Source organism: Flavobacterium bomense, from assembly GCF_003970355.1.
This window is the reverse complement of the sequence record NZ_RYDJ01000024.1, coordinates 23,715-30,137: the sequence shown is the minus strand read 5'-3', so window position 1 is coordinate 30,137 and position 6,423 is coordinate 23,715. Positions and strand designations below refer to the sequence as shown.

Here is a 6,423-nt window from a genome sequence, read left to right as displayed (position 1 = left end):
ATTTTGCGGACTTGTTTCATAGGCTAAAATTAAGATTATTTCTTAACTTAATGTGATGGCTAAGTTAGCATGTCCAGACTTTTCTTTTTACTCTTAATGAATATATGATACTAAAAGAGTTTTCACAGTTAAATAAATCAACTTTATATTCTACGATTTTGACAATTTTAAGTGTGGTATTAAATTCAATTTATAAACAAAAAATTATTCTGGGAACCGTTTTTAGCGGAAGAAATTATCCACAATTAGAAGTGAGTATTGGGATGTTTATAAAAACACTTCCTTATCAGTTGCGGGTTGAAGAAAGTGCAGATTTAGCTTCGCTGGTTAAAAGGAGCCAAAAGAATTTTTTATTATTGGAAGAGAATATGAATATTCCTTTTAATGTTAATCTTAATTCATTAACTGATTTTTTGCTTGTATATCAGCACTCTGACGATCTATCAAAGCCTATTATTGATTTTGGGGAATTTTCCTTAGAAAGAAAACCAATGTATTTTACACAGTCAAGATTTCCTGTAGTATTCAATTTTTATGAAAGTGCAGGATTGAAATGTGAGATAGAGTATGACGAGAATATCGACGAAAAGTTTTTGGAAACAATATGGGAAAAAATAACGATTTTAACCAATGTGATTTATGAAACTCCAAACAAAACCATTCAGGAGATTGATTTATCTACCTTAAAAGAAAGACAGTTAGAAAACATGATTCATTTTAGTTTTGATTTTTAATGATTATTTTATATGCATTTATAGAAGAAGAAAACCATCAGGATCTTTTAAATAGATATCTAGATATCAGTACAAGAGAGTTTAAAGAAAAAATCCTAAAATACAGAAGATGGGAGGACGCTCAGTTATCTTTATTGGGAAGAATACTTTTGAAACATGGGCTAAACACTTTTTATGACATAAAAAATTTTGAAATTTGCTATCACTCTGATAAAAAGCCTTTTTTAGAAGGTAACAATATATATTTTAATATATCACACACTAGTTCATTGGTAACATGTATTATTGCAGATTTCCCTATAGGAATTGATGTGGAATTTTTAGACAAAAAAATTAACTATCTGGATTTTCAACCGCAAATGACATTTAATGAATTTTACAGAATAGGTAATTCCAAGAATATTGTTCAAAGTTTTTTTTCGTACTGGACTGAAAAGGAAGCGGTCATAAAAGCTCATGGAAAAGGTTTGCTAATTCCATTAAAATCTTTTGAAATTTCAAATAATGAATGCATCATAGAAAATGAAAAATTCTATTTGAAAGAGATTTTTATTGATAAAAATTATCAATGCTGTATAGCAGCAAATAGTGACAAAATAAAACACGAAACCGTTCTTTTAGAACAATTAAATTTGAACACATTATAAAATGAAAATAACACAATTCTTTACTCTAATCTTCTTTTTAATTTCAACAGTAGCTTTTTCGCAAACAAAATTGGAAAAAACAAAAACGTACTTTCCAGACTCTAAAGATTTAAAAAAAGAAAAGATCGACTGGTATCGTTTCACTGTTCCTGAAAATTGGGATAAATCAGATGAAAGGAAAATTTCCTTGGCTGTTAGTGTCTTAAAATGTAAAAAAGATCTTAAGAAAGAACCTATTGTATTCATACAGGGCGGACCTGGAGGAAATACTATTGAAGGAATATCATTTTGGGTTAGCCATCCGTTAAGGGAAAATCATGATATTGTATTGGTTGATTTAAGAGGAACTGGTTTTTCAGAACCAAAACTATGTCCTGATTTAGGTAAAAAGTTATTTCAAATCTTATCAAAAAACCAATCTAAGGAGCAAGATGTAAAGGACAAGGTTCAAGTGTCGTTAGAATGTAAACAAGATATGATTGATAAAGGTATTGACTTGAATTCTTATAACAGTATTTCTGTTATTAATGATCTACATGCTTTAAAAACGGAATTGAAAATTTCTAAATGGAATGTTTATGGAGTTTCTTATGGTACATACATCAGTCAGAATTACGCTAAGATTTACCCTGATGATATTCGTGCATTGGTTTTAGATTCTTCAATACCAGATATTTCTGAATACTATACTAATAATACTGAGAATTATATATTGAGTTTAAATAAACTTTTTAAAAGTTGTAAAGAGAATTCAGAGTACAATAAACAATATCCTAATTTAGAGGATGTTTATTATAGTAATATTACTAATTTAGAAAAAAATCCTATTACAGTTGATGTAGATAAAACTATTATTCCGTCAGGAAAGTTTACCTATAATGCTGAAGATTATAAAACAGCTATCCAACAATCTTTTTATGATAAAAGATTAATTGAAGTCATACCATTATTAATTTATCAGTTTAGAGAAAGGAATACCGCGACACTAGCAAGTCTTGTTCAGGCTTTTTCAGGGGCACTTTCTTTAAATTATGGTACTTATTTTTGTTTTACTTGTAATGAGGTGATCCCATTCAATAATTTACAAAAATATGATTCTATTTCATCCAGTTACAATAAACTTCACGGGGGTATATCTTTTTACAAATCTGATTTTGATGTTTGTAATGAATGGAAAAAGAAAGAAAAAAATACAAAAAATATTTTGTCTTTGAGAAATAATAATCCGTTCAAGGTATTAATACTTTCAGGAGGTTTTGATCCAATTACACCAAGCTATTTTGCAAAAAAAACAGCTGATAATTTCAATCAAAATGTGCAAATAATTAACGGATATACTTACGGTCATGGCTTAGGTTTTACAAGATCAGGTTCCTTTATAATCAATAATTTTTTTGAAAATAAACCGATAACAGATTCCCTAAGGCAGTATTTTGATAAAAAAGAAATCAAATTTAAAACAAATATTACATTAAACAACGGAATTATTGGTATGACCGGCGATATAAATACTAAACAATGGTATTATTTTATCCCATTATTAGTTTCATTATTAATAATTTTTGTACTATCTATTTTTTCTTTAACAAAAATGATAGTTAAGAAAAATAAATCCAATATTACTACCCTTTTATTTTTCTTGACTTCGATGTCATTATTGATTTTTGTCGTTTCAATTGCATTAGGAGTATACAATACTATGAATGATAATTTTTATTTATTGGCTTTTGGTTTATCTTCATCGTGGAATTTTGCTTTTATTATTTATAAAATATCCTTATTCCTTTCAATCATAACTTTTATTATTTCTTTAATCAAAGTATTTAAAAATAATATTCCATTATACTTTATGATGTTTTTGTCCATAGGAATAATTCATTATTATTTTATTAGTTGGAATTTTTTATGATGTTAAAGTTGTAATGTCTAAGAGTGAATGTGAAAAGGATGTTTGTACTTCCAGATAAACAAGGAAAAGGTAGAGCCAGTGGTAAAAAAAGCATTTACAGGATCGTAAGGGCTTTGTTCTTTTTCTGGTGACAATAAACAGTATGGAGCATAAGTTAAAAAATTTAATATTGCAAAAGATAATTACCTTCAAACAAACACTTTAATTTCTTTAATGGAACAAAATTTTAATAATAATTTCCATTCCAAAATGAGAATTTCAGGAATAAATAGTAAATTTGCTCTCAATCTATGGATTATAACGTTCTTTAAAATTCAATAAGTTTCATGCAGGAGCTTTTTTAAGATATATTGGAAATAAAAGATGATAATTGTGGCACTTTGGTGGCACTTCTAATCTCAAAAATAAAAACATTAGCGTTTATGAGGGTTAGAACCAATAGGTTCGAACCCCTCATCGCCACCACCTATTTTAGGAATGATATTATAAAGTTCCACAATCTTACTAAAAACATGCAAATTTAGGATTTGTAGGTTTTTTTATTTCTACCTGTTCCTCCAAAATTTTCAAAAACACTCAAAATTACATGGAACTTTTAAATTTTAAAAAAAATGTGCCACAAAATAGAGGTTAAGTTATTGATATCTAATATGTAAAATGTGTTAATTGAGGATCAGGTTTAAAAGTTAGGGATTAGACAAAAAGATTAGATAATCTGAACAAAAAGAAATCTATATTTCTCACTCCTCTAAATTGCGATCTAAAAGCTTTTACTTTTGCATTGAAAGATTCAGATGAAGCATTTGTACTTCATATTATCAAAATTGTTTAAGATTGACTGTGATTAAAAGTTATGTTGTTGATTTTTACCTTGTTTGCAGTGGATTGGATGTTGTCTTTCATAAAATGGCTACTAATTTGCTAGCTATTTCTTTTGCATAAAAAAAGCAGAGTTATCTTGGCTGTGATAAGTATAGTGAAAAAGATAATACTCCGTCAACTTGAAAAGCATAATGGAATTATGGTTGCCTTATCCGACGTTTTCCCACTTTAGAATATCTTTAATTTTGAGTATAAAGTTAGCATAGTCTTTTTCATGAATGCTAAAAATGTTTTGTAAAGCTGGCTTTCATAGTCGTAGAATTATTGTCGGTCTTTCGAATAAAAAGGTAGTAAAAATTATTGGCTTTCGACTAGAAAGTGATTGAAACGGTCGCCTTAAAAAACGAAAGCCAAAAGAATATTGTATGCTTATTAGAGTATTGAAAAATATTTTATTTAAATGAGATTTTATTTGTTGTTTCCCTTTTTTTCTCGTCAATGATTTTGGTGTATATCTGAGTGGTTTTTATGTTTTTGTGTCCTAGCATTTTAGATACAGTGAAAATGTCTGTACCTGCGGCCATCTGTAATGTTGCATATGTATGGCGAAAGCAGTGAAACGTAATATGTTTTTCAATTGATGCTGCTTTAACCCAAATAGGCAGTAGGCGATCAACATCCCATTTTTTTAAATCATAAAAGACTCTTTTATATTGGTCTGTCTTTTCACCTAAAAATTCAAATGCTTCCTGGGAAATAGGAAGGGTAACTGGTTTGTCAGTTTTTTGCTGCTTAAATCTTATGTAATACCCTTCGCTTTTACTATACTGCACTTCTTCCCACGTAAGTTTTGTAATGTCGGAATATCGTATTCCTGTTAGCAGAGAAAACATGCTTACTCGTTTGACAATTTCTTTTTTGCAGGGTGTCCTAAATAACCTTGAAGCTTCTTCCATGGTTAAGAAATTCCTTTGGGACTCCTGTTCCTTGATGCTTTCAACCGCCGCATTAACATCGGTCTGCAGCAATCCTTTTTTGTATGCTTTTCGAAGAGTAGCTTTGATCTTATTGAAATAAGTTAAAGCTGTATTCTGAGCTAAAAACTTACCCTTTTTCCTGATACATTTTGCCTTTAAGAGATACTCCCTAAAATCTTCTATAACAGTCACATCGATATCCTGTATCAGTATATCCTCATTCTTAAGAAAATTTTCAAAGTGGATAATGGCATAAGTCCAGATATCACCGTTATTACCCGTTTTATGCTCTGCAACAAGCTTGATATACTGCAGAAATGATTTTTCGCCAATCTCTTTAAGACGAAGTTGCTCCAGCTCAAAAGGATTGTAGATCTGCGGCTTATTTACTTCATTAAACCTATTTGCACAGATAATTTCAGCTTTATATAGATTCTCGGAATTCAAAGCCTTTTCAATAGCACTTTTTGGTTTTGGAACCAAAAATAAACTTAAATACTCCCTGCGGGAAAATTTACGGGCTTTAGTGTTATATATCGGAGGAAAAAAATCAAGATATAATGTTATCCTACCACTTGGAAGGGTTCTTTTTCTTAGCGTAACGTTTATATTTTTCATCTCTCCCCAGCATTAAAAATTATATCAATATCCTGTTTGGCTACACAGGTGAATTTTCCAACGGAATATTTTACTATACCCTGCCGTTGAATCAATAGATAGAGCGCTCCTGAAGAAATATTATACTTCTGTTGAATTTCCGTTATAGTATAGCAATTGTCAAAACCAGGAAATTGCTGTCCAGTTTTCAAGGTTACATCCTGTACAGGAATTGCAAAAAAAGCTTCAAGATCGCATCTCCGGATAACAGTTCGTTTGCCAAACTTTGCAATGTCCAGCTGTCCATTGTTAACTAACCTGTAAAGCGTACTTCTGCTGATTCCAAAAAGAAGAGTTGCCTGAGTAATTTTTAAAAACTCAAGTGGCTTTATTTTTTCCAAATCTGTGTTTAAAAGCTGAACGATCTCGTTATTGCTTTTTTCTACTTTTCCTTTGCGCACCAGTGCTTTATAACCACGGCTGTTGCAAATGTGCGAACAATATCGTGTGCGCGTTGTTCTGGCTGTGAACTGTTTTTTGCAGTGCTCACAAATTCTGATAACCTCAATGTTAGAACTCATAATGTGACTAATTTTGTGTCCCATTGTGTCTATGTGTCTCTCTGTATGTCATAATTTCGCCAAAGAAAAATCAATAAGGAAAATTATTTTCGTGGTACAATAATGGTACAAAAAGGAACAAACTATCTGCAAATAAAGCTAAATAAACAGAAAGAA

5 protein-coding genes and 1 pseudogene are annotated in these 6,423 nt (G+C 30.1%); 3 read left to right on the top strand and 3 right to left on the bottom strand.

Going from position 1 to position 6,423, the window contains the following annotated elements:
• The first annotated feature begins 104 nt into the window (after positions 1-104).
• From EKL98_RS14860 to EKL98_RS14850, 3 genes are read left to right on the top strand one after another with little or no spacing between them, the layout of a single operon-like run.
• Positions 105-734, top strand: coding sequence for a condensation domain-containing protein (locus EKL98_RS14860; RefSeq protein WP_126563018.1), 630 nt, complete (start codon positions 105-107; stop codon positions 732-734).
• The gene (locus EKL98_RS14855) at positions 734-1,381 is read left to right on the top strand and encodes a 4'-phosphopantetheinyl transferase family protein (protein ID WP_126563017.1); all 648 of its coding nucleotides are present in this window, start codon (positions 734-736) and stop codon (positions 1,379-1,381) included. The genes EKL98_RS14860 and EKL98_RS14855 overlap by 1 nt, the downstream gene beginning before the upstream one ends.
• A gap of 1 nt (position 1,382) precedes the next feature.
• Positions 1,383-3,290 carry an alpha/beta fold hydrolase gene (locus tag EKL98_RS14850; protein WP_126563016.1) on the top strand — a complete coding sequence of 636 codons (1,908 nt, stop codon included), beginning with the start codon at positions 1,383-1,385 and terminating at the stop codon, positions 3,288-3,290.
• Between the two features lie 693 nt (positions 3,291-3,983).
• On the opposite strand, the pseudogene EKL98_RS18175 reads toward EKL98_RS14850, so the two are convergent.
• From EKL98_RS18175 to EKL98_RS14835, 3 genes and pseudogenes are all read right to left on the bottom strand, one after another.
• Positions 3,984-4,055 (bottom strand): annotated as a pseudogene (locus EKL98_RS18175) (transposase); the annotation flags it as partial.
• Positions 4,056-4,564: 509 nt separating this feature from the next.
• Complete coding sequence (locus tag EKL98_RS14840; RefSeq protein ID WP_126563015.1) at positions 4,565-5,707, bottom strand: tyrosine-type recombinase/integrase; 1,143 nt, start codon at positions 5,705-5,707, stop codon at positions 4,565-4,567.
• Positions 5,704-6,267, bottom strand: coding sequence for a helix-turn-helix domain-containing protein (locus tag EKL98_RS14835; protein WP_233589449.1), 564 nt, complete (start codon positions 6,265-6,267; stop codon positions 5,704-5,706). The genes EKL98_RS14840 and EKL98_RS14835 overlap by 4 nt, the downstream gene beginning before the upstream one ends.
• Between the last annotated feature and the right edge of the window lie 156 nt (positions 6,268-6,423).

What these genes read in the sequence shown, in the direction of transcription:
- EKL98_RS14835 (WP_233589449.1), bottom strand. Translation starts at nt 6,267, where the DNA reads ATGAGTTCTAACATTGAGGTTATCAGAATTTGTGAGCACTGCAAAAAA.
- EKL98_RS14850 (WP_126563016.1), top strand. Translation starts at nt 1,383, where the DNA reads ATGAAAATAACACAATTCTTTACTCTAATCTTCTTTTTAATTTCAACA.
- EKL98_RS14860 (WP_126563018.1), top strand. Translation starts at nt 105, where the DNA reads ATGATACTAAAAGAGTTTTCACAGTTAAATAAATCAACTTTATATTCT.
- EKL98_RS14840 (WP_126563015.1), bottom strand. Translation starts at nt 5,707, where the DNA reads ATGAAAAATATAAACGTTACGCTAAGAAAAAGAACCCTTCCAAGTGGT.
- EKL98_RS14855 (WP_126563017.1), top strand. Translation starts at nt 734, where the DNA reads ATGATTATTTTATATGCATTTATAGAAGAAGAAAACCATCAGGATCTT.